Source organism: Stenotrophomonas sp. BR163 (genome assembly GCF_047520985.2).
In the GTDB taxonomy this organism is placed as follows: domain Bacteria; phylum Pseudomonadota; class Gammaproteobacteria; order Xanthomonadales; family Xanthomonadaceae; genus Stenotrophomonas; species Stenotrophomonas sepilia.
The window spans coordinates 84678-108864 of sequence record NZ_JAXBRE020000003.1 but is presented as its reverse complement, the minus strand read 5'-3'; the positions used below and the strand labels follow the sequence as shown (position 1 = coordinate 108864).

Annotated in this window: 21 protein-coding genes; 18 read left to right on the top strand and 3 right to left on the bottom strand. The window is 67.5% G+C overall.

The window, feature by feature from the left end; all coding sequences use genetic code 11:
* Positions 1-81: 81 nt before the first annotated feature.
* Both ACM0PY_RS02915 and ACM0PY_RS02910 read left to right on the top strand, forming a co-directional pair.
* On the top strand, positions 82-2163 hold the full coding sequence (locus tag ACM0PY_RS02915; RefSeq protein WP_049414685.1) for a carbon starvation CstA family protein: 2082 nt from the start codon (positions 82-84) through the stop codon (positions 2161-2163).
* Positions 2163-2387, top strand: coding sequence for a YbdD/YjiX family protein (locus tag ACM0PY_RS02910; protein WP_005410613.1), 225 nt, complete (start codon positions 2163-2165; stop codon positions 2385-2387). The genes ACM0PY_RS02915 and ACM0PY_RS02910 overlap by 1 nt, the downstream gene beginning before the upstream one ends.
* A 222-nt stretch (positions 2388-2609) precedes the next feature.
* Here ACM0PY_RS02910 and ACM0PY_RS02905 read toward each other — a convergent pair whose 3' ends face one another.
* From ACM0PY_RS02905 to ACM0PY_RS02895, 3 genes are all read right to left on the bottom strand, one after another.
* Positions 2610-3860 (bottom strand): DUF819 family protein, encoded by a 1251-nt coding sequence (locus ACM0PY_RS02905; protein WP_072169169.1) that lies wholly within the window; start codon positions 3858-3860, stop codon positions 2610-2612.
* Positions 3861-3980: 120 nt separating this feature from the next.
* On the bottom strand, positions 3981-5267 hold the full coding sequence (locus ACM0PY_RS02900; RefSeq protein ID WP_088497636.1) for a sensor histidine kinase: 1287 nt from the start codon (positions 5265-5267) through the stop codon (positions 3981-3983).
* Positions 5254-5967 (bottom strand): response regulator transcription factor, encoded by a 714-nt coding sequence (locus ACM0PY_RS02895; RefSeq protein ID WP_072169171.1) that lies wholly within the window; start codon positions 5965-5967, stop codon positions 5254-5256. The genes ACM0PY_RS02900 and ACM0PY_RS02895 overlap by 14 nt, the downstream gene beginning before the upstream one ends.
* Positions 5968-6097: 130 nt before the next feature.
* On the opposite strand from ACM0PY_RS02895, the gene ACM0PY_RS02890 reads away from it, so the two are divergent.
* The 16 genes from ACM0PY_RS02890 to ACM0PY_RS02815 all read left to right on the top strand — a co-directional run bounded on the left by ACM0PY_RS02890 (position 6098) and on the right by ACM0PY_RS02815 (position 23993).
* Complete coding sequence (locus ACM0PY_RS02890) at positions 6098-7801, top strand: ArnT family glycosyltransferase (protein ID WP_134972116.1); 1704 nt, start codon at positions 6098-6100, stop codon at positions 7799-7801.
* Positions 7802-7913: 112 nt separating this feature from the next.
* A complete protein-coding gene (locus ACM0PY_RS02885; RefSeq protein ID WP_134972117.1) occupies positions 7914-8681 on the top strand; it encodes a phosphatase PAP2 family protein in 768 nt (255 codons plus the stop codon).
* Positions 8678-10327: a phosphoethanolamine transferase gene (locus ACM0PY_RS02880; RefSeq protein ID WP_134972118.1), complete on the top strand. Its 1650-nt coding sequence runs from the start codon at positions 8678-8680 to the stop codon at positions 10325-10327. The genes ACM0PY_RS02885 and ACM0PY_RS02880 overlap by 4 nt, the downstream gene beginning before the upstream one ends.
* 519 nt (positions 10328-10846) lie before the next feature.
* On the top strand, positions 10847-11527 hold the full coding sequence (locus tag ACM0PY_RS02875; protein ID WP_180884229.1) for a TonB-dependent receptor: 681 nt from the start codon (positions 10847-10849) through the stop codon (positions 11525-11527).
* Between the two features lie 16 nt (positions 11528-11543).
* The gene (locus ACM0PY_RS02870; protein ID WP_134972621.1) at positions 11544-12074 is read left to right on the top strand and encodes an RNA polymerase sigma factor; all 531 of its coding nucleotides are present in this window, start codon (positions 11544-11546) and stop codon (positions 12072-12074) included.
* A gap of 69 nt (positions 12075-12143) precedes the next feature.
* Positions 12144-13124, top strand: a complete 981-nt coding sequence (locus tag ACM0PY_RS02865; RefSeq protein WP_180884231.1) for a FecR family protein — start codon at positions 12144-12146, stop codon at positions 13122-13124.
* A 59-nt stretch (positions 13125-13183) separates the two neighbouring features.
* Positions 13184-13735, top strand: coding sequence for a hypothetical protein (locus tag ACM0PY_RS02860; protein ID WP_134972437.1), 552 nt, complete (start codon positions 13184-13186; stop codon positions 13733-13735).
* A gap of 120 nt (positions 13736-13855) precedes the next feature.
* Positions 13856-14437 carry a hypothetical protein gene (locus tag ACM0PY_RS02855; RefSeq protein WP_134972438.1) on the top strand — a complete coding sequence of 194 codons (582 nt, stop codon included), beginning with the start codon at positions 13856-13858 and terminating at the stop codon, positions 14435-14437.
* 57 nt (positions 14438-14494) lie between these two features.
* On the top strand, positions 14495-14932 hold the full coding sequence (gspG, locus tag ACM0PY_RS02850) for a type II secretion system major pseudopilin GspG (protein ID WP_134972439.1): 438 nt from the start codon (positions 14495-14497) through the stop codon (positions 14930-14932).
* Positions 14933-14941: 9 nt separating this feature from the next.
* On the top strand, positions 14942-15847 hold the full coding sequence (gene gspK / locus ACM0PY_RS02845) for a type II secretion system minor pseudopilin GspK (protein WP_180884233.1): 906 nt from the start codon (positions 14942-14944) through the stop codon (positions 15845-15847).
* Complete coding sequence (gene gspL / locus ACM0PY_RS02840) at positions 15844-17007, top strand: type II secretion system protein GspL (protein WP_180884235.1); 1164 nt, start codon at positions 15844-15846, stop codon at positions 17005-17007. The genes gspK and gspL overlap by 4 nt, the downstream gene beginning before the upstream one ends.
* Positions 17004-17531, top strand: coding sequence for a type II secretion system protein M (locus tag ACM0PY_RS02835; RefSeq protein ID WP_180884237.1), 528 nt, complete (start codon positions 17004-17006; stop codon positions 17529-17531). Before gspL ends, ACM0PY_RS02835 begins: the two co-directional genes overlap by 4 nt.
* Positions 17528-19909 carry a type II secretion system secretin GspD gene (gene gspD / locus ACM0PY_RS02830; protein WP_180884239.1) on the top strand — a complete coding sequence of 794 codons (2382 nt, stop codon included), beginning with the start codon at positions 17528-17530 and terminating at the stop codon, positions 19907-19909. The genes ACM0PY_RS02835 and gspD overlap by 4 nt, the downstream gene beginning before the upstream one ends.
* A complete protein-coding gene (gene gspE, locus ACM0PY_RS02825; protein WP_180884241.1) occupies positions 19906-21339 on the top strand; it encodes a type II secretion system ATPase GspE in 1434 nt (477 codons plus the stop codon). Before gspD ends, gspE begins: the two co-directional genes overlap by 4 nt.
* Before the next feature lie 7 nt (positions 21340-21346).
* Positions 21347-22546: a type II secretion system inner membrane protein GspF gene (gene gspF / locus ACM0PY_RS02820; protein WP_180884243.1), complete on the top strand. Its 1200-nt coding sequence runs from the start codon at positions 21347-21349 to the stop codon at positions 22544-22546.
* A gap of 271 nt (positions 22547-22817) precedes the next feature.
* A complete protein-coding gene (locus ACM0PY_RS02815; RefSeq protein WP_134969228.1) occupies positions 22818-23993 on the top strand; it encodes a substrate-binding domain-containing protein in 1176 nt (391 codons plus the stop codon).
* The last annotated feature ends 194 nt before the right edge of the window (positions 23994-24187 follow it).

Below are 24187 nucleotides of genomic sequence, written 5' to 3'. Positions count from 1 at the left end.
ACCGCCGATTCGTCCTGTGCCAATTGACCCTGTCGAGGGCACGCGGGACTCTTTGACTGTCTTTCCGGGAGAGAGCACCTCATGAAAGGGTTTTCCAAAATAGGCTGGGCGGCCCTCGCCCTGCTCGGCGCCTTCTGTCTGGGCACCGTGGCCCTGCGCCGCGGCGAACACATCAATGCGCTGTGGATCGTCGTCGCCGCGGTTTCGCTGTACCTGGTGGCGTACCGCTTCTACAGCCTGTTCATCGCCAACAAGGTGATGCAGCTGGATCCGACCCGGGCCACGCCGGCGGTGATCAACAACGATGGCCTGGACTACGTGCCGACCAACAAGCACGTATTGTTCGGCCACCACTTCGCCGCCATCGCCGGCGCCGGCCCGCTGGTCGGCCCGGTCCTGGCCGCGCAGATGGGCTACCTGCCTGGACTGCTGTGGCTGGTGGTGGGCGTGGTGCTGGCCGGTGCGGTGCAGGACTTCATGGTGCTGTTCCTGTCCAGCCGACGCAACGGCCGTTCGCTGGGCGACCTGGTAAGAGAAGAGATGGGCCAGGTACCCGGCACGATCGCGTTGTTCGGTGCGTTCCTGATCATGATCATCATCCTGGCGGTGCTGGCGATGGTGGTGGTCAAGGCGCTGGCCGAAAGCCCGTGGGGCATGTTCACGGTAATCGCGACGATGCCTATCGCCATCCTGATGGGCGTGTACATGCGCTATATCCGCCCCGGCAAGATCGGCGAGATCTCGGTGGTCGGCCTGATCCTGCTGCTGGCCGCGATCTGGTACGGCGGCAAGGTCGCCGCCGACCCGGTGTGGGGCCCGGCGTTCACGTTCACCGGCACCCAGATCACCTGGATGCTGATCGGCTACGGCTTCGTCGCATCGGTGCTGCCGGTGTGGCTGTTGCTGGCCCCGCGCGACTACCTGTCGACCTTCCTCAAGATCGGCACGATCATCGCGCTGGCCGTCGGCATCCTGATCGTGATGCCGGAACTGAAGATGCCGGCGCTGACCCAGTTCGCCGCCAGTGGCGACGGCCCGGTGTGGAAAGGCGGCATGTTCCCGTTCCTGTTCATCACCATCGCCTGCGGTGCCGTCTCTGGTTTCCATGCGCTGATCTCCTCCGGCACCACGCCGAAGCTGCTGGCCAATGAAGCGCACATGCGCTACATCGGCTACGGCGGCATGCTGATGGAATCGTTCGTGGCGGTGATGGCGCTGGTCGCGGCCTCGATCATCGATCCGGGCATCTACTTCGCGATGAACAGCCCGGCGGCGGTGATCGGCGCCGATGCGGCGTCGGCGGCGCACTACATCACCAACACCTGGGGCTTCACCATCACGCCGGAGCAGCTGACGGCGACCGCGGCGGCGATCGGCGAGCCGACCATCCTGCATCGTGCAGGTGGCGCACCGACACTCGCGGTGGGCATCGCGCAGATCCTGCACGAAGCGATCCCCAGTGGCAGCGATGCAATGATGGCGTTCTGGTACCACTTCGCGATCCTGTTCGAAGCATTGTTCATCCTGACCGCGGTGGACGCCGGCACCCGTGCCGGACGCTTCATGCTGCAGGACCTGCTGGGCAACTTCGTCCCGGCGCTGAAGAAGACCGAGTCGTGGACCGCCAACATCATCGGCACCGCCGGCTGCGTGGCGCTGTGGGGCTACCTGCTCTACACCGGTGTGGTCGATCCGTTCGGCGGCATCCAGACCTTGTGGCCGTTGTTCGGCATCTCCAACCAGATGCTGGCCGGTATCGCGCTGATGCTGGGCACGGTAGTGCTGTTCAAGATGAAGCGCGACCGCTATGCGTGGGTCACTGCGGTACCGGCGGTATGGCTGCTGATCTGCACCACCTATGCTGGCTTCATCAAGATCTTCGACAGCAACCCGGCGCAGGGTTTCCTGGCACAGGCACACAAGTTCCAGGCCGCGCTCGCCAGCGACACGATCACGGCGCCGGCCAAGTCGGTGGCGCAGATGAAGCAGATCGTGGTCAACGCCTACGTCAATACCGGCCTGACCGCGCTGTTCCTGCTGGTGGTGGGCGCAGTCCTGGTGTATTCGATCAAGACCATCCTGGCGGCACGCCGCAATCCGCAGCGCAGCGACCGCGAGACCCCTTACGTGGCGCTGAAGCCGCATGAAATGGTGGATCTGTGATGAGTACGCAACTGGTTCCCGCCGGCCAGTACCAGGCGCACCGCCGCATCTGGCGGCGCCTGGTGCAGACCGCACGACTGTGCTGTGGCATTCCTGATTACGACAACTACGTCCGGCATATGCTGGAAAAGCATCCGGACCAGGAGCCGATGGACTACAAGACGTTCTTCCGCGAGCGCCAGGAAGCGCGCTACGGCGGACGCAATGGTGGCCGCTGCTGTTGATGCTCGGGTTCGACAGCGCTGCAGCGGCCTTCAGTAGATCCACGCCATGCGTGGATGAAGACCGCCGCTGATCGAATGGTGTCCGGGGTCAGATCCGTTTCCTCCGGGAAACGGATCTGACCCCTTCTTTGAAAGAATGCCGAGCGCGTGCTCGGCCCTACATGGGCAAAGTGGGTTCGCGGCGCACGCCGCAAACCCGCAACAGGAACGTCCGGTCAGAACTCAGGCGCCGGCCATCCACTTCAGGATCAGGCCGGTGACATAGGCCAACCCGGTACCGGTGGCATAGCCCACCGTCCCCAGCAGCACCCCCACAGGCGCCAGCGTCGGATGGAAGGCCGCCGCCACCACGGGAGCCGAGGCGGCCGCCCCGATGTTGCCCTGCGAACCGATCGCGAAGAAGAACAACGGCGCGCGCAGCAGCTTGGCCACCCCCCACAGCACCAGCACATGGGTGGCCATCCAGATCGCGCCGAGCAGGAACAGCCACGGCCGATCCAGCAGCGACAGCAGGTTCATCTGCATGCCGATGCAGGCGATCAGGAAGTACAGGAACACCGTGCCCAACCGCGAAGCGCCTGCGGCTTCCAGCCGGCGCGCACGGGTGAAGCTCAGGCCCAGGCCCATCGCCGTGGACAGCAGGATCACCCACACGAACTGGCTGTCCAGGCTGAACTGGCTGGCCCAGCTGACGTTGGCCTTGAACCAGCCCGACAGCGGTGCGGCGATGGCGTGGGCCAGGCCGACGCCACCCAGTGCCACGCCGACGATCACCATCAGGTCGGTCATGCTGGGAATGCGCGCGTTCTGTGCCTCGTAGGCGCTGATGCGTGCCTTCATCTCGTCGATGGCACGCGTATCGGCCCCGTTGCGGGTGTCGATCTGCTGCGCGCGGTTGGCCAGGAACAGCAGGATCGCCATCCACAGGCTGGCGCAGGCCACGTCGACCACGGCGAACTGCCCGAAGGTGGTGGCATCGGTGCCGAACACTTCGCGCATGGCGACCATGTTGGCGCCGCCACCGATCCAGCTGCCGGCCAGCGCGGCCATGCCGGCCCAGGTATCGCCGGCCACCGTTTCCGGATGGATCAGCTTCATCAGCTGGAAGGAGACAATCGCACCGAGCATGATGCCAGCGGTACCGGCACAGAACACAAGCAACAGCTTCGGCCCCAGCTTGATGACGCCCTTGAGGTCGATCGACAGCGTCAGCAGGACCAGCGCGGCCGGCAGCAGCACGTCACGCGCGACCGGGTTGTACAGCGAGGTGTTGTGGCCATCGATGACACCGGCGGTGTTGTAGATGGCGGGGATGAAGTAGCACAGCAGCAGTGCCGGCACCCAGGCGAAGATCTTCTTCAACAGCGGGGTCGGACCACTGGCGGCCCAGAAGATCAGGGCCAGGGTGGCGGCAATCAGGCCCAGTCCAACGATATCGTTGCTGATCAGGGCAGTAGCGGGTTCGGTCGGCATGGGATCCTCTGTCGATCGAAGGAGCGGGAAAAAAAAGCGCCGCATGAAGCGGCGCAGGTCGAGATTAACATTGTCTTCACGTCGGGTCATGCCGCAGCGCGGAGCAGGTCGGCCGTCCGATCAGGCGGGGCGCGAAGCGCCGAAGTCCAGGGTGACACGCGTCCCGCGCGGTTGGCGGGGCTGCAACTGCAGCGTCCAGCCCAGGTGCTCGCACAGCCGCGCGATCAGGTCCAGGCCGATGCCACTGCCTCGATCGGCACGCTCGCCGCGGGCCATGCGCGCGTGGATCGCCGCGATCTCCTCCGGACTCATCCCATGCCCGGGGTCCTGCAGGGTCAGTACCGCCGACGAACTCAGCTGCAGCTCGATATGGCCGCGGCCGCTGTTTTCGATGGCATTGCGCAGCAGGTTGCCGATCGCCGCCTGCACCACCGCCAGCGGCGCGACGATATCCACCGGCGCAGCCTGGATGCCGATGCTCAGGTCCTTGTCGCCGAGCAGGTGGCGATGGTCGTCGACGATCTCCGGCAGCAGCTGGTCCAGTGCGATGCGCTCGGCACGCGCGGCCAGGCGCGCAGGATCACGCGCCAGCACCAGCAGCAGCTCGATCAGCTGCTCCACGCTCTGTGCCGTGCGCAGGACCCGCTGCATCTGTTGGCGGGCACGTTCGGGCAGGCCCGGTTGCTCCAGCGCCAGCTCGGCTGCACCGGTCATCACTGCGATCGGCGTGCGCAGTTCGTGGCTGGCGGTACTGATGAAGACCCGCTCACGCTCGACGAACTGCTCGTTGCGGTCCAGGTAGTCGTTCAGCGCATCGGCGATGGTGTGCAGCTCGGAACTGCCGCGCGGGTCGACCTCGATGCGCTGGCCCTGAACGCCCGGCCGCAATGCGCCGATGTGCTGGGCCAGCAGGCTCAACGGGCGCACCATGCGTTCCATGCCGAAAGACGCCATCAGCACGGTGACGAAGATCATGATCACCCCGGCCAGCATCACCCAGCGCGTGGCGAACTGCTCCAGGTCATGGAAGTCGGAGATGTCCAGCGCCAGCGCGACCCGTCCCATCGACCGGGTCTCGCGCACCATCACCGCCGTCTCCCGGCCTTTGATCATCACGCCGTCGTGAAGGCCCGGATGCAGCGTACGCAGGCTGTCAGGCAGGTTGACTGCATCGAAGCGGTACAGGCTGAGCGTGTCCGAATCCTGCCAGCGATAGTGCGGTTCATGCTCGACGTGCTCGACGATGCTGTCCAGTTCGGAGTTGAGCAGCGCACGCCAGGCGGCATGTTCGGCGTGTTCGTGCACGTAGTTGCCGACGCTGAACACAGCGATCGACAGCAGGGCCAGGTAGCCCAGCAACCACCACACCACGCGCCGGTACAGCGGGCCCGGCCTACGCGCCTTCATCATCATCCTTGCCTGCATCGGCGGCCGCGGTCACCGCAAGGCGGTAACCAACCCGCGGCAGGGTGTGGATCAGCTTGTCGGCAAACGGACCATCGACGCTGCGGCGCAGCTCATAGACATGCGAGCGCAGCAGGTCACCATCCGGTGGCTCGTCGCCCCACAGGGCGAACTCCAGCTGTTGGCGGGTGACCGCACCGGGGCTGGCGCGCATCAGCACCTCCAGCAGCTTCCGGCAGGCCGGGTAGAGGTGGAGCACCTGACCACCCCGCTGGGCTTCGAGGGTCGCCAGGTCCAGCACCAGGTCGCCCACCTGCAGGCGCTTGCGCGGGTTCCGGCCCTGCGCACGCAGCAGCAGCGCCTCCAGCCGAACTTCCAGCTCGGGCAGGGCGAACGGCTTGGTCAGGTAATCGTCGGCACCCGCGCGGAAGCCGGTGATCTTGTCCGGCAGTTCGTCGCGCGCGGTCAGCATGATCACCGGCACCTCCGAAGCCTGCTCGGCGCGCAGGCGACGCAGCACCTCCGGCCCCTCCATGCGCGGCAGCATCCAGTCCAGGATCACCGCGTCGTAGGGATGGCTGCCGGCCAGGTGCAGGCCGGTGATGCCGTCCGGGGCCACGTCGAGCACGTGCCCGCGCGACTCGAAGTAGTCGAACAGGTTGGCCACCAGCTGGCGGTTGTCCTCGATCACCAACAGACGCATGCACGAAACATCCACGGAACTTCGTACCATGGTAGCGCTGCCCATGTCGGAATGCGGTCGCCCCGGCCTCCTCTGACGCTTTTCCAACCCCCGCCACCTCAGAATGGCCGTTTTGCTCCCGGAGCCTGCCGTGCCCGTAGTCCTGCCCCGCCGTTGGCGCCTGCCCCTGTTGTGGCTGTTGATCGTTGCTGCGCTGGCAGCGGGGATCGGCCTTCGGCAGCCGCAGCCACCGGACGAGCCGCGCTTCGTGCTGGCGGCCCGCACCATGGTCGAGAGTGGGCAATGGCTGCTGCCGCACCGGGGCGTGGAGCTGTATGCGGAGAAGCCACCGGTCTTCATGTGGCTGCAGGCGGCGGCCTACGAGATCGTCGGCAGCTGGCAGTGGTCGTTCCTGCTGCCATCGCTGCTGGGCGCCCTGCTCAGCCTGTGGTTGGTGTCGGATCTGGCACGCCGACTGTGGTCACCGCGGCATTCCCTGTACGCCCTGGCGGCGCTGTTCTGCACCCTGCAGTTTGGCCTGATGGCCAAGCGCGCGCAGATCGACATGGTGCTGGTCGGCATGACCACGGTGGCCCTGTGGGGCTTGATGCGCCACCTGTGCGAACGCCGCAACCTGGCTGCCTTGTGGCTGGCGGGGTTCGCCGCTGGCCTCGGCACGGTGACCAAAGGCGTGGGTTTCCTGCCGCTGCTGATGGTCCTGCCGTGGTTCGGCTGGTGGCTGTACCAGCGTCGCCGCGGGCGCAGCGTTGACGGCCCCCACCCGGCAACGCTGCTGTGGCTGATCCCGGCCTTCCTGCTGGGCGTGTCGGTGTGGCTTGCGCCGCTGGGCTGGGCCCTGCTGCACACGCCCAGCGCCGAACTGCAGGCCTACGCGCATGAGCTGTTGTTCAAGCAGACCGGTACCCGCTATGCCAACGCCTGGCACCATCGCCAACCGGCCTGGTACTACCTGCAGGTGATCCTGACCCTGTGGCTGCCGGGCAGCCTGCTGCTGCCGCTGCTGTTCAAGCCGTGGTGGCGCCGCATCCGCCGGGGCGACCGCCGGCAGTGGCTGCTGCTGGGCTGGGCGCTGCTGGTGCTGGTGTTCTTCAGCGCCAGCCCGGGCAAGCGCGAGGTCTATGTGCTGCCGATGCTGCCTGCGATGGCACTGGCGGTTGCGCCGTTGTTGCCGGGCTTGCTGCGCCGGCTGTGCGTGCGCCGCTATTTGTTCGGCTACAGCGTGGTGCTGATGCTGGCCACCGGCGTGCTCGGCGTGATGCTGATGACCGAGCACCCGTGGGCCTTGGCGCAACTGGAGCGCCGGGCCATGCCCGATACGCTGCTGCCGGTGCTGGGTGATGGCCTGCTGACCTTCGCCATCGCGCTGGCCACCTTGGCCGTCTGGTTGCGGGTGCGCCGCGCCACGACACTGGTGCTGCTGACCCACGGCATGCTGTGGATGCTCTACGGCCTGGTGCTGATCCCGGCACTGGATCCCTACGCATCGGCATCGGCGCTGATGCGCCGCGTCGGCGCGCGGATCGGTCCGGACGCCGAACTGGCGCTGGTCGCCTGGCGCGAGCAGAACCTGCTGCAGGCTGACCGCCCGGTACGCGAGTTCGGCTTCAAGCGGCCCTGGGCCGAGCAATGGCACGATGCCGGCCCCTGGCTCGCCGAAGCGCCGGACAAGCGCTGGCTGCTGGTGCTGGACGATGCAATGAGTCCCTGCGTGGACCCGGCCAAAGTGATCGACATCGGCATGGCCAACAGGAATCGTTGGCAACTGCTTCCCGGTACGGCCTGGGACCCGCAATGCCACGCCGAACGGGCCGGCTCGACCGCCGAAGAAGACTGAACGTTGACTCGTGCCGGGGAAATCATTAACCCGGTGCGAACGGGCGTCCGACCCTTCTCCGACATGCAGGTGACGAGCATGACTGCGGATTCCCAAACCGCCCTCCCCCAGCATGCCCGTCCGTCCCCTTGATTCGATCGCGCCGCTTGCGTCATCGCCACTGGCGTCAAGATTCGCCGTAACTCACTTTTGGCTGCCTGTCGCAATCGGTCTGCCCGTGTTTGCGCTGCTGATGGGGTTCGGCGGCGACCAGTGGGTGGCCGATCACCTGTTCCGCCTTGAGGGCAGCCGATGGGTGCTACAGGACGCCTGGATCACCCGCACGGTGGTGCACAAGGCCGGCAAATGGCTGAGCACGTCAGCGGCCTTGGTCGCGATCCTGCTGTGCTTCCACCACTGGCGTAAAGGACGCGATCACAGCCTGCGGTGGGCGCTGCTTTATGTCGTACTTGCCGTGGCGCTGGGCACCGGCGTGATCTCCCTGCTGAAGTCACTGGTGCCGATGGAATGCCCTTGGGACTTGCTGCGCTACGGCGGCCACCAGCCATTTATCGGGCTTTTCACCGCACGCCCCGCTGGCATGGCCGCGCAGGCCTGCTTCCCGGCCGGGCACGCCAGTGCCGGCTACGCCTGGCTGTGCCTGTACTATTTCGCCCTCCTATGGCGCCCGTCGTGGCGCTGGGCCGGGTTGTGGATCGGCCTCTGCGCCGGTTTGGTGTTCGGCATCGGCCAGCAGCTGCGCGGTGCGCATTTCCTTTCGCATGACGTCGCCACTGCATTGATCTGCTGGCTGCTTTCGCTCGGCCTCTATCTGATCGTCAAGCGCGTCCTGACACACCGTCAACTGAACCATGCCAACCGCCAGGAGGCAAACGCATGAGCGCATCGGTCCAACGGCCCGCCCGCCTCCCCGCCCTTGCGGGTCTGCGCCACTGGCGGCCGCAGCTGTCCACCGAAGCGCTGATCGCGCTGACCAGCCTGTTCTTCGCGGTGGCCGGCAATGGCCTGTTCTGGCACAGCGCTATGGCCAGCCATCCAGGCAGCCTGCGCTACGCGCTTTCGCTGCTGCTGTTGCTGCTGGGTGCTCACGGCGTGCTGCTGGGCATCCTGGTCTGGCGCTGGAACGCCAAGGTGGTGATCAGCCTGTTGCTGCTGGTGACCGCATTCGCCGCACACTACATGAGCCGCTACCACATCTACCTGGATGCGGACATGCTGCGCAACGTGCTGGCGACGGACCCGAAGGAAAGCCGCGAGCTGATGACCGTGTCGCTGCTGTGGCCGGTGCTGTTGCTGGCCGTGTTGCCGATGGCGGTGTTGTGGCGCGTGCAGCTGCGTCGCCGCAGCTGGGGCCGCAGCCTGCTGTGGCGGCTGGGCTTCCTGCTGGTGGCCGCGGTGACCGCCGTCGGCGGCGCGTTGATCTCGTTCCAGGATGTTTCAGCACTGATGCGCAACCAGCGCGAAGTGCGTTACCTCGCCACCCCGGCCAACGTGCTGCTGGGCATGCCGCGTGCGCTGCGTGGCGACAACCCGGTGCAGCGCGCACCGAAGCTGCCGATCGGCACCGACGCCAAGGCCACTCCGCGAGCGCCGGCCAGCAAGCCGCGCCTGCTGGTGATCGTCATGGGCGAGACCGTGCGTGCGCAGAACTGGGGCCTCAACGGTGGCCGCAACACCACCCCGGAACTGGCGCAGGCCAGCGTGATCAATTTCCCGGACATGCATTCGTGCGGCACCAGCACGGAAGTCTCGCTGCCGTGCCTGTTCTCGCCGTGGGGCCGCCACGACTACGACGAGAAGAAGATCCGTGCGCACCAGTCGCTGCTGCACGTACTGAACCGCGCCGGCATCGCGCCGCTGTGGCGTGACAACCAGTCCGGCTGCAAGGGCGTGTGCGAGGGCCTGGACTTCCAGTCATTGTCCGACGCCACCACACCCGGCCTGTGCGCCGATGGCCGCTGCATGGACGAGATCCTGCTGCAGGACCTGGCCACCCAAGTGCGGGCCAAGCCCGGCGACCGGGTCGTGGTGCTGCACCAGCTGGGCAACCACGGCCCGGCCTATTTCGAGCGCTATCCGCCCGCGTTCCGCCGCTTCACCCCGACCTGCGACACCCGTGACATCGGCCGCTGCTCGCGCGACGAGATCACCAACAGCTATGACAACGCGGTGTTGTACACCGATCATTTCCTGAGCAAGACCATTGGTACCCTGCAGGGCATGCAGGATTACGACACGGCGATGATCTACCTGTCCGACCATGGTGAATCGCTGGGCGAGAAGGGCCTGTTCCTGCATGGCGTGCCGTATGCGATCGCACCGGCCGAGCAGACCCGCGTACCGATGACGATGTGGTTCTCGCCGGGCTTCGCCAGCAGCCGTGGGTTGGACCTGCAGTGCGTGCGCAAGCGTTCGGCGGCCTATACCGACCACGACAACCTGTTCCCGTCGGTGCTGGGCCTGATGCAGGTTAAGACGGCGCTGTACGAGCGCGACCGCGACGTGTTCGCCAACTGCGAAGGTTGAGGGGTGTTTGGCAGGGCTTGCAGCCCTGCACCTGCAGGGGCAACGGCAACGGCCGAAGCAACAGCAGAAGCGGGTTTCCTGAGGGGTGGCGGGGTGGGTCCGGTTGCGGGGGACGCTGCAAGTACGTCCATGTAAGCTCGGTCGCCGCATCCATGCGGCTCACGCCCCCGCAACCGGACCCACCCCGCCTTCGACAGATTTCCACGATCTGCCGGAACGGCATGAGCTGCTCTTGGTGGGTGTCGACCTTGGTCGACACGTCTGGGTCGGCACGGGGTCGGATCCCGTTGCTTCGCAACGGGCTCTGACCCCATGCGTAGATGGCGTGGTCTGTTCGATTCATTGATTCCTGATGCGTGACTGGCTTTACGGAGCCTGCCTCGACGCCAGGCCGTGGCGGCGGTCATCGCAATGACATGTGCCCCCGGTACGGTTTGAGCCCGCTTGCGGGTCGCGCGCGGGCCGGGGTTCCGGTCGTGGTGCGCGTCCACTGCAGCTGCTGTCGCTGCCGAGGGTCATGTGTTCTACGTCAGGGGGCTGAATGGACACCATGCGGTCAGAACTTGGAAGGTGGCCATCGCCGCATGGCTGCTGCTGTCCTTTGCCGCTGCCGCACAGGACGCGGTTCATGCCTACGACATCCCTGCGCAGCCGCTGGAACAGGCGGTCGAGCGCTTCAGTGTCATCAGTGGGTGGTCGGTGATGTATCCCGGCGACCTTGCTTCGGGCCGCAGCAGCCATGCGCTGCGCGGGAGCCTGGCGCCGCTTGCGGCGCTGGAGTCGCTGCTGCAGGACACCGGGATCGAGGCCGAGGTGATCGGCGAGCAGCGCGTGGTGCTGCGCCGGGGCATGCCTTCGGCCGCAGAACCCGGTGTTGGCGTGGGGCTTCCCGAGGCCGAACGTCGGCGTCGCTACGGCGGGTTGCAGCAGCGGCTGCGTGCGGCGTTCTGTGACGACCCGGAGATTGCGCCCGGCCGCTATGCCGCAACGCTGCGCTTCCGCATCGATGGCGCGGGCCAGGTGAGCGAGCCCGAGCTGCTGTCCGGCAGTGGCAGTGATCGCCGCGACGCACGCCTGCTGCAGGCGCTGCACGGCCTGGTGCTGGCGGCCGACGCCGCCGCGCTGCCACAGCCGGTGACGCTGCAGATCCGTCCTTCCGGCACCGACCACGACTGCGGCCGGCGCGCGCCCCATCCATGACTTCAAGGATTCGAACATGAACAACGGTACGGCTGGGGCGGTTGATCTAATGGACCACCTTCTGGGTGCCTACGACGAGCTGAAACGCCGGTTGGTGCGCAAGCTCGGATCGGAAGAGCTGGCCGGCGACGCGCTGCAGGACACGTGGATGCGCCTGAGTGCGCGCCGTGACCGCTTGGACGCGGTGCAGAACCCTGCGGCCTACCTGCTGCGGATGGCGATGAACACCGTGATCGACCGCCAACGCGCAGACCACCGCCTGCTGAGCCTGGAGGAGGTGGATACGCTGATGGACATGGCCGACCCGGGGCCGGGGCCGGCGCAGGCGGCCGAGCTGGACTTCGCGCTGGAAGACATGGTCGGCCTGCTGCAGCGCATGCCCGAGCGCCGTCGTCGCATCCTGCTGGCGATCCGCGTTGATGGGCTGCAGCAGCGCGACGTGGCCGACCACCTCGGTGTGTCGCTGCGGTTGGTGCAGCGGGAGCTGAAGGCAGCCCAGGACTACCTGGCCGAACGCGGCGGGCAGGGGCGCCAGGTGCGGTTCTGAGCGACGGCATCCGTCTACACTTTGACGCCGAGCAGAACCCCGCAGCGTGCGGGTCCGGCATGAGCTCCCATGGATCCTGACGACCGCCCGCAACGCCCGCTGGATGCCGTTGAGCGTCAGGCCCACGCGTGGGTGGTGCGGCTGACCTCGGGCGAGGCGACCGCTGCCGATGGGCGCCGGTTCCGTGCATGGTGCGAGTCCGACCCGCGTCATCGTGAAGCGTTTGGCCGTGCGCGCCGGCAGTGGGAGCAGGTGCGGCTGGCCGGCGAGCGACTGCCCGCCGCCGCGCGCCAACCGGTCGCGCCGACGCCGGCCCAGCGCTGGAGCCGGCGCGCCTTCCTGGGCGCTGCGGTGGCGGCGCCGGCCAGCCTGGTGGTGGTGGCGGCGCTCCGCCCGCCGCTGGGATTGTGGCCGTCGGTGACGGCGATGGCGGCCGATTTCCACACCGGCACCGGTGAACGACTACAGATCGCGCCCTTGCCGCAGCTCAAGATCGAACTGGATACGCAGAGCAGCCTGCGCCGCCGCGCGCACGCGCAGGGCGAAGGCTTCGAGCTGGTGCAGGGCCAGACCGCGATCGAAGCCGGCGCTGGCCTGCGCCTGGCGCTGTTCGCGGACCCGGGTTGCGTGATTGCCGATGAAGGTGCGGTGCGCCTGGACGTGCGCAACACCCACGGCCAGGTACGCGTGACCTGCCTGCAGGGTAGCGCCCGTATCGAGCACCCGCAGGGCCGCCTGCAGCTGCAGGCCGGCCAGCAGACCCGGTACGACGAGCGCCTCAGTGGCGTCGTGGCCGAGGCCGTGGCTTCGGAAGTGAGTGCCTGGACCGAAGGCATGCTTGTGTTCCGCCGTGCACCGCTGCGCGAGGTGGTGGACGAGATCAACCGTTACCGGCGGGGCAAGGTACTGCTGGGTGAATCGGCATTGGCGCGCGCGCCGGTCAGTGGCCGCTTCCGCATCGATGATCCGGATGCGGCGCTGGAGCAGCTGCGACTGACGATGTCGCTGGATCTGCGTCGCTTTCCGGGTGGCATCGCCGTCCTTGGATAGATGAAGGCGCTGGCCGTGCGCACCGCAGCCAGGCTGTTGCAAGCGAGGAGAAGCCAAGGATGCGCAACGAGACCATCGGTGTGCTCGATCTGCGTCGCAATCTGTCTGCATTGCTGGAAACCACCCAGCGAAGGCCCCTGATGGTGCATCGTTATGGTTCGCCCTGGGTGTGCGTGGTGTCTGACGCGCAGTGGCAGCAGCAGGCGGTGCTGCTGGACTTCAATCCGCAGTCACACCCACTGGCGATGCTGCTGCGGTTGCAGCAGCAGGAGATGCCCTTGGTTGAATCCGGTGCGCTGCCGCCTGCGGCGCTCGCACGCGCACTGCTGTTGGCGGACATGCATGGCATCGACGGTCTCACGCAGCTGCATGAGCAGGTACTGCATCATCGGCTCTGGCACTGGTTCGTGGCGGGCGCCCATGGGGTGATGGACGGGTGGCAGCTGCCCGCACTGCGCGTTGCGCTGGCGTCATGGTGCGATGACGTGGACATGACCGATGCGCTGGTCGCATTCGCTGCCCGCAGCGACGTGGCGGTACTGGCCCGGCGTTGTGGGGGTGACGCACCGCGGCTGCAGCGCGAAGCCTGCAGGCGGATGACGCTGCGATGACGTTGCCGATGAAGCGCCACCCCGTGCACAGAGTTGCATTCGCGGTGTCGCTTCAGCTGCCTTGCTGACGTCTTCTCCAGAGTACGACGCACCACGCGTCGCGGAGCACGGGCGGCGCAGATGGAAGACAGTCGCAGGATCAGCATGCTGGAGCTGGATCGCCACCTGAGCCAGTCACTGGAGCAGGCACGGCACACGCCCCTGAACGTGCAGCGTTACGGGCGCTCGTGGGTCTGGGTGCTGTCCAGTGACGCCTGGGCGGACGCGGCGCGCTGGGCGGCACTGGACAGCAGTGCGCATCCACTGGCGGCACTTCGAAAGGCCCTCGACCTGCGGCTGTGGCCCTGGCCCGAGGCGGCCATGAGCGCGCTGCCGCTTGGCGCAGCCGATGCGCGACTGCTGCAACGTGCGGCCCTGCTGGTGAACGTGCGTGACCTCAACAGTGCGCAGCGTGTGTACGACGACCTGCGCTACCACCAGGCCTACCGCATGTTCATCGGCCTCGACCACGGCACCGCGTGGTCGCCGACGCAGTGCATGCGCCTGCTGCAGGCGTGCGTGCATCCGTTGCTGCGCGAGTGCATCGACCAAACACTGGCCAGCGTGCCGCCGCACCTGCTCGAGGCGGCACGCATGCCGGCTGCACGTGCGCCCGCACAGGCAACCGCGCAGCGAATCGCAGGCGGATGTTTATCGTACTGACACATGCACCGCTGACCATGGTGCAGCGGTCTCTTCCAGGATGACGAGGGCGGAACAATGGCAAGGCAGGCAGGTGGTCGCAGGGCTCGGCAGCAGGGCTTCAGCCTGATCGAGATCATGGTGGTGGTGGTGATCATCGGCATCCTTGCCGCGCTGATCGTGCCGCGGCTGATGGACCGTCCGGACCAGGCGCGTGTGGTGGCGGCGCGCCAGGACATCGCGGCGCTGATGCAGGCGCTGAAGTTGTTCAAGCTGGACAATGGGCGCTATCCCAGTGCCGAACAGGGCCTGCAGGCGCTGGTGAAGCCGCCGCAGGGCAGCGGTGCGTTGCCGGTGACGCCGTATCTGGATCGCCTGCCGAATGATCCGTGGGGCCATCCGTACCAGTACCAGGTTCCAGGCACTCATGGCGACATCGATGTGTTCTCGCTGGGTGCGGACGGCAAGCCCGGTGGCGACGCCGGGAACGCAGACATCGGCTCCTGGCAGCTGTGAGGCGTGCTGATGGCAGCCCGGACGCGTTCGATTTCATGCATCCACCAGCGTGGCGTGGCGGTGATCGTCGCCTTGCTGGTGGTGGCATTGGTGGCCGTGATTGCCACTGCGCTGCTGACCCGGCAGTCGGCGCAGCTGCGCGCGCTGCGCGGCGACCAGTTGCGCGCACAGGTACGCATGGCGGTGGATGCGACGCTGGAGCGTGCGGCGCAGCAGCTGCGTGAGGATGTCAAGGAACAGCTGACCACGGTGCGCAGCGGGCGCTGGGCGCGCCCGTTGGAACTGCAGGCGCCATTGCCGGTGCAGCTGCAACTGGTCGATGCGCAGTCGATGTTCAACCTGCGCAACCTGCTGGCACAGGGCAGGCCGGACCCCGAGGCGCGGGGCGCGTTCGTCGCGTTGTGCGCCGGGCAGGGGCTGGGCCAGGGCACCTGCGCATCCGCGGTGGACCACATCCAGGCGCGCCTGCGCGACGGCGATGTGCAGGCGCAGGCACCGCTGCCGCGCGAATCACTGATCGACCAGGCGCTGGTCGGCGCTGACCCGGTGGCGTTGCAGGCGTTGGTGCGGCGCACAGTGGTGTTGCCGGCGCAGACCCTGGTCAACGCCAACACCTGCGACCTGAGCGTCCTGCAGGCGGTGACGCCTGCGGTCGAGCCCGCACGGCTGCAGGCGCTGCTCGCTGAGCGCGACGCCGGCCACTGGCTGCTCAACCGCGGTGACATCGCCAACCGACTCCAACTGAGCAACGAACAGATGGCCGTGCTTCCACTGGGTATCCATAGCGAGTGGTTCCTGGCCGTGGGCCGGGTGCAGGCTGACGGCAGCGCGGTTGATTTTCGCGCGCTGCTCTGGCGCGAGTACCGCGACGACGGGGTACGTGTACAACGGGTGTGGACGAGGATCGGCGCATGACGGTGCAGCTTCGGGTGCGCCTGCCGCCGTTGGCGCACCTGCGCGCCGACAGCGCGGTGGACTGGGCGCGGCTTCACAAGGACGAGGTAGTGGCACACGGTCGCGACACGCTGGCCGCGCTGGGCCTGCGGCATCCGCGGGCTGCGGTGCATGCCTGCCTTGACCCGAACGACCTGATCCTGCTGGAACTGCAGCTGCCGCCGCTGTCCGGGCGCCGCCTGCAGGCGGCGTTGCAGGGCGAGGTGGAGGCCATGCTGCTGGATGACCTGCAGGAGGTGGCGCTGGCCCACGGTGCGCAGGCGGCAGACGGTACGGTTCCGGTGGCCTGGCTCGGCCAGCAGGCCATCGCGCAGGCGCAGCAGCTGCTGGCCTCGTGTGCCCTGCAGCTGCAGGCGTTGTATCCGACGCCACTGCTGCTGCCTTGGCAGGACGGCCACGCCACGCTGCAGGTCAGCGGCGAGCATCTGCTGGTGCGCAGCGGGCGCGATCGGGGACTTGTCCAATGGTATGGCGGACGTGATGCGTCTGCGGTGATACAGGCGTTGGCCACCCGCCTGCAACAGGCCGGCGTGCGGGCCGTGCAATGGATCGACAGCGTACCGCCGGCGTGGCCGGACAGCCTGCCGGGCACCGCCGTCACGCATGAACGGCAGGCCTGTGGCCCTTTGCCGGGGTGGTCATTGCCGCTGCCCGGCGCAGGCCGTCAAGCGCCGCGACTGGCGATCGGCCTGGCACTGGCGGCGGTGCTGCTGGCTGCACTTGGCCTGCAGTGGCAGGTCTCGCGTTGGCGGATCGAGGGTGAGGCGCTGCAGCAGGACATGGCACGGCAGTTCAGCGCACGCTTTCCGGAGATCACCGACGTGGTGGACCCGGTGTTGCAGGCAAGGCGAGCGCTGGCGGTTCCGCCGCCAGCGCCGCCGTTGCCGGCGCTGCAGCGTCAGGTCGCCAGCACGCTGCATGCGGTTCCGGAGCTGGCGGGGCAGGTGCACAGCCTGCACTACCAACCCGGGCAGGTGTACCTGGAGCTGGACGCCGATGCCCAGGCATTGGCCGACGATCCACAGCGGCTTGAGCACTGGCAGCAAGCGGTGCAGGCGCAGGGGCTGCAGCTGGCGCGCGACGCCGGTGGACGCCTGCGGGTGAGCGGAGCGGGACAGTGACGACCCGAACCCTGCGGCTGGGCGAGGGGCTGGCGGGCCTGCAGCAGCGCTGGCAACGCCTGCCACCGCGCGACCGGCTGATGCTGTGGGTGATGGGGGTGGCGCTGCTGGTGGCGGGCCTGTGGTCGTCCTGGCTGGAGCCCCTGCTGAAGCAGCGCACGCACTGGCAGGCCGAACTGCCACGGCTGCAGGCGCAGCATCGCGCACTGGCACCGCTGCTGCGCGCCCGTGAGCGCCAGCAGCTGGCGCAGGGCCAGCATCCGACCCTGGCCGGGCTGCGTGACCAGATCAAGTCCGCCGGTCTGGCTGGCGGCCTGCATATCGAAGCGCGCGACGGGTGCTGGCACCTGCAGGTACGGGCCGTACCCGCCGATGCGCTATGGAACTGGCTGCTGCCGCTGCTGGCCGACCCGGCCATCGAGCTGCAGCAGTTGCAATTGACACGCACAGGGGATGCGAACATGCCGGCGGCAAGGATTTCCGGAAACATCGTGATGGTGGCTCCTGCGGGTGCCCATCCATGAGGGCGATGCGCAGCCTTGCCTGCAGTGCCGCATTGGCACTGATCGTGGGCATGGCCCACGTGCCGGCGCCGGTGGCGGCGCAGGACACAGGTGATGAGCCGGTGCAGCTGAACCTGGTGGATACCGATATCGGTGGCGTGTTGCGCATGGCGGCGCGCTTCACCGGACGCCAGTTCCTGGTCGACCCACGCGTGACCGGCAAGATGACGGTGGTTTCCGATGGCCCGGTCAGCCGTACCCAGGCCTACCAGCTGCTGCTGGGCGCACTGCGCATGAGAGGCTTCGCCGTGGTCGAGAACGGCGGCGTCAGCCGGGTGGTGCCGCAGGCCGATGCCAAGCTGCTCGGTGGCCGGGTGGGTAGCGGTGGTGCAGGGGGCGAGATCGCCACGCGTACGTTTGCGCTGCGCTATGAGAATGCGGCGGCGCTGGTGGCTGTGCTGCGGCCGATGATCAGCCCGGACAACCCGATCACCGCCAATCCAGGCAACAACACCCTGGTGATCACCGACTACGCCGACAACCTGGAGCGCATCGCGAGGGTGATCGCCAGCGTCGACACGCCCGCCGGCATGGACACCGATGTGGTGAAGCTGCAGCAGGGCATTGCGGTGGACGTGGCGGCCATGGTTGCGCCGCTGCTGGATGCGCAGGGCGCCGAGCCGGGCCAGAAGGTGGTGGTGATGGCCGACCCGCGCAGCAACAGCGTGCTGCTGCGTTCCAGCAGCCCAGGCCGCACCCGCCTGGCGCGGCAGCTGGTGGAGAAGCTGGACCGCGCGCAGGACGAGTCCGGCAACCTGCATGTGGTCTACCTGCGCAACGCCCAGGCCAACCAGCTGGCCGGTGTGCTGCGTGGCGTGGTGGCCGGACAGAGCGATGCACCGGCCATGGGCAGCAACGAAGGCATCACCCCACTGCCGGGTGACGCCAACCGTTCCACACCCATCCAGCCGTCGCAGCCGCAGCAGGCCAAGCCCGGAGGCAATGCGCTGGAATCGCAGCGGCTGGACCCGAGCCGGGGCGACCCGATCGATGCAGGAAGCACCGGCTTCAGCCATAACGGCATTTCGGTACAGGCGGACGTGGCCACCAACACCCTGCTGATTTCGGCGCCGGAGCCGGTGTACCGCAACCTTCGGCGGGTGATCGACCAGCTCGACCAGCGCCGTGCGCAGGTGCTGGTGGAAAGCCTGATCGTGGAGGTCAACCAGACCGACGCGGCAGAGCTGGGCGTGCAGTGGATGCTGGGCAATGGCCGTACGTTTGGCGGCACCCATTTCGGGGGCGCTACCGGCGGTAGCGGGCTCAATACCGGTGCGCGTACCACGCTGGACGTGCTGCCCAAGGATGGCCTGAAGATCGGCGTGATCGACGGCACCATCAACCTGCCCGGTGTCGGCCAGATCCTCAACATGAAGGCGCTGGCCACTGCGCTGCAGAGCAAGGGCGGCGCCAACATCCTGTCGACGCCGAACCTGATGACGCTGGACAACGAGGCAGCCAGCATCATGGTCGGCCAGACCGTGCCGTTCGTCAGTGGCCGCTACGTGACCGACGGTGGCGGCGGCAGCAACAACCCCTTCCAGACCATCGTGCGCGAAGACGTGGGCCTGAAGCTGCGGGTGCGCCCACAGATTTCCGAGGGCGGTACGGTGAAGCTGGACATCTACCAGGAAGTCAGCAGCATCGACGCGCAGAGCGCGAACAGCACGGCCGGCATCATCACCAACAAGCGCGCACTCGATACCAGCGTGCTGCTGGACGATGGCCAGATCATGGTGCTCGGTGGCCTGCTGGAAGACAGCGTCAGCCATGGCCGTGATGCGGTGCCGGGGCTGGGGAAGATCCCGGTGCTGGGCGCCTTGTTCCGCAGCGACACGCGCAAGCGCGCCAAGACCAACCTGATGGTGTTCCTGCGCCCGCACGTGGTACGCGACCCGGCCGCCGGACAGCGCCTGACCCGCGACCGCTACGACTACATGCGCAATGCGCAGGCCGGCGCGCAGCCCGTACAGAGCTGGGCCTTGCCCGCGCTGTCCGCGCCGCAGCTGCCACCGCAGGACTTGTCGGTACTCGGCCAGGGCAATGCGCGCGATGGCCACGGCCAGCCGTTGCAGAACACCAGCCTGGCAGCGTTGTATCCGGCCGGTGACGGCGATGCGCAGCTGGTGCAGTTCGCGCAGGGGCTGGAGCCGAGCCGTGCCAGCCAGAGCGTGGCGCAGGTGCGGGCGCTGGGCCTGCAGGCCTACGCGGAGGCGACGCCGGGCGAGGGTGGGCAACGCCTGCGCGTGCGGCTGCCGCGTGATCCGGTGAACTTGGATCCGGCATTGCAGCAGCTGCGCGGGCTGGGCTACACGCCGGAACTGGTGATCGGGCCGTGAGCGCCGTTGTGCCGCTGCCGTACGCATGGGTGCGCAGCCACGGCGTGATGCTGGCAGAAGCCGGTGGCGAGCCGGTGCTGCTCGTCACGGCCGACACGGCGGCGTGGGCCGTGGCCGAGCTGCGCCGGCGGCATGGCCCGCTTCCGTTCCAGACCCTGGATGCGGCGACCTGGCAGCAGCGGTTGGGTGAGCAGTACCGTGACGGCGGTGATGCCGCGGCCGTGGTCGGTGCCGCCGAAAGTGAAGTCGATCTGGACCGGCTGATGCAGGACATGCCGGAGGTCACCGACCTGCTGGATGCGCAGGATGATGCGCCGGTGATCCGCATGATCAACGCGCTGCTGGCACAGGCTGCACGCGACGGTGCCAGCGATCTGCATATCGAGCCGTTCGAGACCCATTCGGTGGTGCGCTACCGGGTGGACGGCACGCTGCGCGACATGGTGCAGCCTCGGCGCGCACTGCACGCAGCGCTGGTGTCGCGCATCAAGATCATGGCCCACCTGGACATTGCCGAGAAGCGCCTCCCACAGGATGGGCGCATCGCGATCCGCGTGGGCGGGCGGCCGCTGGACATCCGTGTTTCCACGGTACCGACCGGGCATGGCGAGCGCGCCGTGCTGCGATTGCTCGAAAAGGATGCCGGCCGCCTGCAGCTGCAGCGCCTGGGCATGGCCGATGACACCCTGGCCACGTTCACCGGATTGATCCGGCAGCCGCACGGGATCGTGCTGGTCACCGGGCCGACCGGCAGCGGCAAGACCACGTCGCTGTACGCCGCGCTGGGCCAGCTCGACAGCAGCACCAGCAATATCCTCACCGTGGAAGATCCGGTGGAGTACGACTTTGCCGGCGTTGGCCAGATCCAGGTCAACGCGCGCATCGGCATGAGCTTCGGCACCGCGCTGCGCGCGATCCTGCGCCAGGACCCGGACACCATCATGATCGGCGAGATACGCGACCTGGAGACCGCACAGATCGCGGTGCAGTCGTCGCTGACCGGGCACGGTGTGCTGGCGTCGCTGCACACCAACGATGCGATCTCGGCGGTGACCCGCCTGGCCGACATGGGCGTGGAGCCCTTCCTGCTGGCCTCGTCGTTGCGTGGTGTGCTGGCGCAGCGACTGGTGCGGCGATTGTGTACGCAGTGCCGGCGTGCCGAGGTGGACGGCGAAGGCCGGACCGTATGGCGCGCAGTGGGCTGCACGGCCTGTGCCAACAGTGGCTATCGGGGACGCACCGGCATCCATGAACTGTTCGTGGTGGACGACCGGGTACGCGCACTGATCCATGAAGGGCAGGGTGAGCCTGCGCTACGCGAGGCGGCGCGGCGGGCCGGCATGCGGACCCTTCGACAGGACGGCCAGCGCTGGGTCGACAGCGGGGTGACCACGCTGGAAGAGATCCTGCGCGTTACTGGCGACGACTGAGGCTTGCATGGTGCTGTTCGACTACCAGGCTGCCAACGCGCAGGGCCGCATCGAGAAGGGTCAACTGGATGCCGACAGCCCGCGCGGTGCGCGCCAGCTGCTGCGTGGGCGCGGGCTGACCCCAGTACAGGTGAGCGCGGCGCGCAGTGCCGGCAGTGGCTGGGGCGCTCGCCGCCTGTCGGCCAGCGAGCTGGCCTGGGCCACCCGCCAGCTGGCCAGCCTGCTGGCGGCCAGCCTGCCGTTGGAAGCTGCATTGAGTGCGGTGATCGAGCAGGCCGAGCGCCCGCACGTGGCCCAGGTACTCACCGCTGTGCGCGCCGATGTGCGTGCCGGCCAGCGTCTGACCGTGGCACTGGCCGCGCGGCCGCGCGATTTCCCGCCGATCTATCGGGCGCTGGTGGGTGCAGGTGAGGATTCCGGCGATCTGGCGCGGGTGATGGAGCGCCTGGCCGACTACATCGAAGAACGCAATGCGCTGCAGGCCAAGGTACTGACCGCCTTCATCTACCCGGCGGCGATCAGCCTGGTGTCGGTGGCGATCGTGATCTTCCTGCTCAGCTACGTGGTGCCGCAGGTGGTGACCGCGTTCGTGCAGGCGCGGCAGACGCTGCCGATGCTGACCCAGGTGATGCTGGCCGCCAGCGCGTTCGTGCGCAGTTGGGGCATGTGGGTGGGGCTCGGCATCGCTGCGCTGGCGGTGGCATGGCGGTTGGCCCTGCGCAAGCCCGGGTTGCGCCTGCGCTGGGACGCGATGCTGCTGCGGCTGCCGATGGTCGGGCGCTTCGTGCTGGGTGTGAACAGTGCGCGCTTCGCCTCGACATTGGCGATCCTGCTGGATGCCGGTGTGCCGCTGCTGCGTGCGCTTGAAGCTGCCCGGCAGACCCTGGGCAATGCGTTGCTGGCGCGCTGTGCCGATGACGTGTCCGCGCGTGTGCGCGAAGGTGCTGCGCTTGGTTCTGCGCTGAAGGCGCAGAAGGTGTATCCGCCGATCCTGGTGCATCTGGTGGCCAGTGGCGAGAAGACCGGTTCGCTGGCGCCGCTGCTGGATCGAGCCGCACAGACCATCTCGCGCGAGATCGAGCGTCGCGCGATGGCACTGACCGCGCTGCTGGAACCGACCATGATCCTGGTGATGGGCGGCGTGGTGTTGACGATCGTGCTGGCGGTGCTGATGCCGATCATGGAAATGAACCAGCTGGTGCAGTAGATCCACGCCATGCGTGGATGCACCGGACAGGACGCGCGTCTCGCGATCGATCCAGGCACAGCGTGGATCTGCGGGTGCCTGGATTTCTCCACACAATCCTCCACACCTTTTTCCGATCTTCCACAGGTTTCTTAAGCGGCCTGTCATCGGCGCGGACCAGCATGGACCCGTCGCCGCAGAGTGGGCTGGGAGGCCCTCGGCGGCAGCAGGCGTGTAGTGACCGTTCCTCCCTTGGCGTTTCCCTTCGCAGTAAACCCTTCAGGAGAAGATCATGACCAAGTACAAGACCCTGGCCGCGCTGGTTGCCACCGCGCTGCTCGCTACCGTGGGCGCCGCCTCGGCACAGACTGTTACCGGCGGCGGTGCCTCGCTGCCGGCCGACCTCTACAAGGGTTCGGCCGACAGCATCCTGCCGGCGAACTTCACCTACGCCGTGACCGGTTCGGGCACCGGCAAGAAGGCCTTCCTGGAAAACAACTCGGCGCTGTTCTCGACCACCGGCACCGTGCATTTCGCCGGCAGCGATTCGGTGCTGAGCAGCACTGAGCTGAGCAACTACACCACCAACTTCAACCAGGCGACCAACGCCAACCGCTACGGCGCGCTGATCCAGGTGCCGTCGGTGGCCACCTCGGTCACCATTCCGTTCAACAAGGCCGGTTCGGCGGTGGACCTGAGCGTGGCGCAGATCTGCGGCGTGTTCTCGGGCGCGATCAGCGACTGGTCGACCATCGATGCCAACCGCAGTGGCCCGATCCAGGTGGTGTACCGTCCGGAAAGCAGCGGTACCAGCGAAATGTTCAGCCGCTTCCTGACCGCGGCCTGTGCCGCTGAGAACGCTGAAACCTCGAAGCTGGTGGGCGGCAAGTTCGCCATCAAGTCGACCTTCGCCGACCTGTACAAGCGCGATGCCAACGGCAACCTGCCGGCGTTCCTGGTGGCCGCCCCGGCCACCGGTGGTACCTCGCTGTACAACGCTGTCTACGCTGCTGAAGGCCGTATCGGCTACGTCGGCCCGGACGTGATCCCGAGCCTGACCGATGCGACCAAGGTCGCCAAGGTCAAGGGTTTCTCGCCGGACCAGGTGAGCGTGCAGGCCACCCTGGACACCGTTGCTCCGCCGACCGGCACCGATGCTGAGAACCCCGCCAACTGGGTGCCGGTGTTCGGCAACCCGTCGGCTGGCTATCCGATCGCCGGCTACACCAACCTGGTGATCGGCCAGTGCTACAAGGATTCGAGCGTCGCCACCAGCCTGCGCGGCTTCCTGGCCCGCCACTATCCGGCGACCTACACCGTCGCGTATGAGAAGTCGATCACCGACCACGGCTTCATCCCGCTGACCAAGGCGTGGCGCGATGCGATCCGCAACCGCTTCGTGCTGGCCAGCAGCACGGCCGGCCTGAACAACCCCAGCACCTGCGCCGGCATCGGTCGTCCGCTGTAATCCGCAGTACCGGTTGAATCCTGCTTGACGCGACGCCGGCCTCTGGGCCGGCGTCGCCATTTCCGTGATGGTGCCGCCGCCGCAGTGTTTCGCTGTCGGCTTCGTGTCACGTGAACCGTCTATCAGTGGCAGGGCATGCGTTGCGCGTGCCTCCCCGATCGTCGCCGCAGCCGCGGCCCACCAGGTTGATGAGG

Coding starts and splice junctions, on each gene's coding strand:
- ACM0PY_RS02915 (WP_049414685.1), top strand. CDS start 82: ATGAAAGGGTTTTCCAAAATAGGCTGGGCGGCCCTCGCCCTGCTCGGC.
- ACM0PY_RS02910 (WP_005410613.1), top strand. CDS start 2,163: ATGAGTACGCAACTGGTTCCCGCCGGCCAGTACCAGGCGCACCGCCGC.
- ACM0PY_RS02905 (WP_072169169.1), bottom strand. CDS start 3,860: ATGCCGACCGAACCCGCTACTGCCCTGATCAGCAACGATATCGTTGGA.
- ACM0PY_RS02900 (WP_088497636.1), bottom strand. CDS start 5,267: ATGAAGGCGCGTAGGCCGGGCCCGCTGTACCGGCGCGTGGTGTGGTGG.
- ACM0PY_RS02895 (WP_072169171.1), bottom strand. CDS start 5,967: ATGCGTCTGTTGGTGATCGAGGACAACCGCCAGCTGGTGGCCAACCTG.
- ACM0PY_RS02885 (WP_134972117.1), top strand. CDS start 7,914: ATGCCCGTCCGTCCCCTTGATTCGATCGCGCCGCTTGCGTCATCGCCA.
- ACM0PY_RS02880 (WP_134972118.1), top strand. CDS start 8,678: ATGAGCGCATCGGTCCAACGGCCCGCCCGCCTCCCCGCCCTTGCGGGT.
- ACM0PY_RS02870 (WP_134972621.1), top strand. CDS start 11,544: ATGAACAACGGTACGGCTGGGGCGGTTGATCTAATGGACCACCTTCTG.
- ACM0PY_RS02865 (WP_180884231.1), top strand. CDS start 12,144: ATGGATCCTGACGACCGCCCGCAACGCCCGCTGGATGCCGTTGAGCGT.
- ACM0PY_RS02860 (WP_134972437.1), top strand. CDS start 13,184: ATGCGCAACGAGACCATCGGTGTGCTCGATCTGCGTCGCAATCTGTCT.
- ACM0PY_RS02855 (WP_134972438.1), top strand. CDS start 13,856: ATGGAAGACAGTCGCAGGATCAGCATGCTGGAGCTGGATCGCCACCTG.
- gspG (WP_134972439.1), top strand. CDS start 14,495: ATGGCAAGGCAGGCAGGTGGTCGCAGGGCTCGGCAGCAGGGCTTCAGC.
- gspK (WP_180884233.1), top strand. CDS start 14,942: ATGGCAGCCCGGACGCGTTCGATTTCATGCATCCACCAGCGTGGCGTG.
- gspL (WP_180884235.1), top strand. CDS start 15,844: ATGACGGTGCAGCTTCGGGTGCGCCTGCCGCCGTTGGCGCACCTGCGC.
- gspD (WP_180884239.1), top strand. CDS start 17,528: ATGAGGGCGATGCGCAGCCTTGCCTGCAGTGCCGCATTGGCACTGATC.
- gspF (WP_180884243.1), top strand. CDS start 21,347: ATGGTGCTGTTCGACTACCAGGCTGCCAACGCGCAGGGCCGCATCGAG.
- ACM0PY_RS02815 (WP_134969228.1), top strand. CDS start 22,818: ATGACCAAGTACAAGACCCTGGCCGCGCTGGTTGCCACCGCGCTGCTC.